The following is a 1,341-nucleotide window of genomic DNA, read 5'->3' on the forward strand; positions in this document are numbered from 1 at the left end:
GTACGCGCGGCCCAGCCGGCGCAGCAGCCTCGATCCCACCGAGCCGCGCGCGGGCCGTGGGCGCGACGAGCCCGGCCCGATGCACGCCCTCGTGCTCGTGGTGGACACCTCGGGCAGCATGACCGACCGTGACCTCGCCGAGGCGCTCGGCGGGATCCGCACCACCTGCGGGGTGCTCGGCATCGACCGGGTGCGGGTGCTGTCCTGCGACGCGGGTGTCACCGACCACGGCTGGTCCCGTCCCTGGCAGGCGGGCGAGCGGCTCGTGCTGAAGGGCGGGGGCGGCACCAGCCTGATCCCCGCGCTCGCGCTCGCTGACCAGCTTGCGGACGCTCCCGACGGCATTCACCCGGACACGCCAATGCTGATCATCACCGACGGGCTGTTCGACGACCGCGTCGCGCCCACGCGTGAGCACGCCTTCCTGATGCCCGCCGGGTGTCGGCTGCTGTTCCCCACTCGCGCGCCGGTATTCACCATCAGGGTGGACGCGTGAGCGGCGACGTCACCGCCCTCGCCGCGCTGGAGTTCGTCCTCGGCTATCCACGCGACGCCGGAGGCGCTGCGCTCGCCGCGGAGTGGCTCGCCGGCATCGCCCTGCCCGCGTGGATGATCGCCACCGCCCGCGCTGAACTCGTCTCGCGAGCTCGAACGACCTCCAGGTTCGGGCTGACCCAGAGGGCAGGCGCGCCGACGCCCTCCCGCTGCCCTGGTCACCCGGTCGTTCGACCCAGGACCGCGGTGTATGACAGGCACGCGCCGAGCGGCGCGCGTGGGTGCCACGTCAGTGTGCTCGTGTCGAGTCGACCGCCCGGCCACACCTCTATGACGCCGAGACCCGTGCCCAGCGCCAGCAGCCGTAGGTCCGCTGGGCCGTAGCAGCGCAGCACCTGCGTCCCCGCCTCCCCGCTCCCGTCCAGGCGCTCGTACGTGTCGAGCAGCGCGCACGCGTCCGCGTCGAACCCGTACGTCTGCCGGTACCGGTCGGTCTCGCGGGTGAACCCAGCGTGCTGCGCCCAGTACCAGGGGGTGTACACGTCCACGAACGCCAGACCGCGCGGCGCGAGCCACCCTGCGATTCGTCCGAGCAGGAGCCGCTGGTCGGCATCGCTGCCGATGCCGAACCCGTCGAGGTAGCACACCGCCTCAAAGGGACCTTCGAGTTCTGCGTCGTAGAAGCTGCCTGTGACAGCGTGCAACCGCACGCCGTACCGCGCGGCGAGGTCGAGGGCGTGGCGTGTGCCTGCGTCGCGGAGTTCGAGGGCGGTGACGTCGTGCCCGAGCATGGCGGCGGCGACGGCGAACTGCCCGCCGCCCGAGCCGAGCTCCAGCAGCCGTCCG

2 protein-coding genes are annotated in these 1,341 nt (G+C 72.8%); one reads left to right on the forward strand and one right to left on the reverse strand.

Translation table 11 applies throughout. The annotated features are described in order from the left end of the window. A partial coding sequence (locus DEIPI_RS33450) for a vWA domain-containing protein (RefSeq protein WP_169737183.1) occupies nt 1-496 on the forward strand: 496 nt, incomplete at its 5' end. 217 nt (nt 497-713) lie between these two features. On the opposite strand, the gene DEIPI_RS33455 is transcribed toward DEIPI_RS33450, so the two are convergent. Continuing rightward, on the reverse strand, nt 714-1,341 hold a 628-nt coding region (locus DEIPI_RS33455), incomplete at its 5' end, for a class I SAM-dependent methyltransferase (RefSeq protein ID WP_045234834.1).

The sequence above is a fragment of the Deinococcus pimensis DSM 21231 genome (assembly GCF_000519345.1).
GTDB lineage: Bacteria > Deinococcota > Deinococci > Deinococcales > Deinococcaceae > Deinococcus_A > Deinococcus_A pimensis.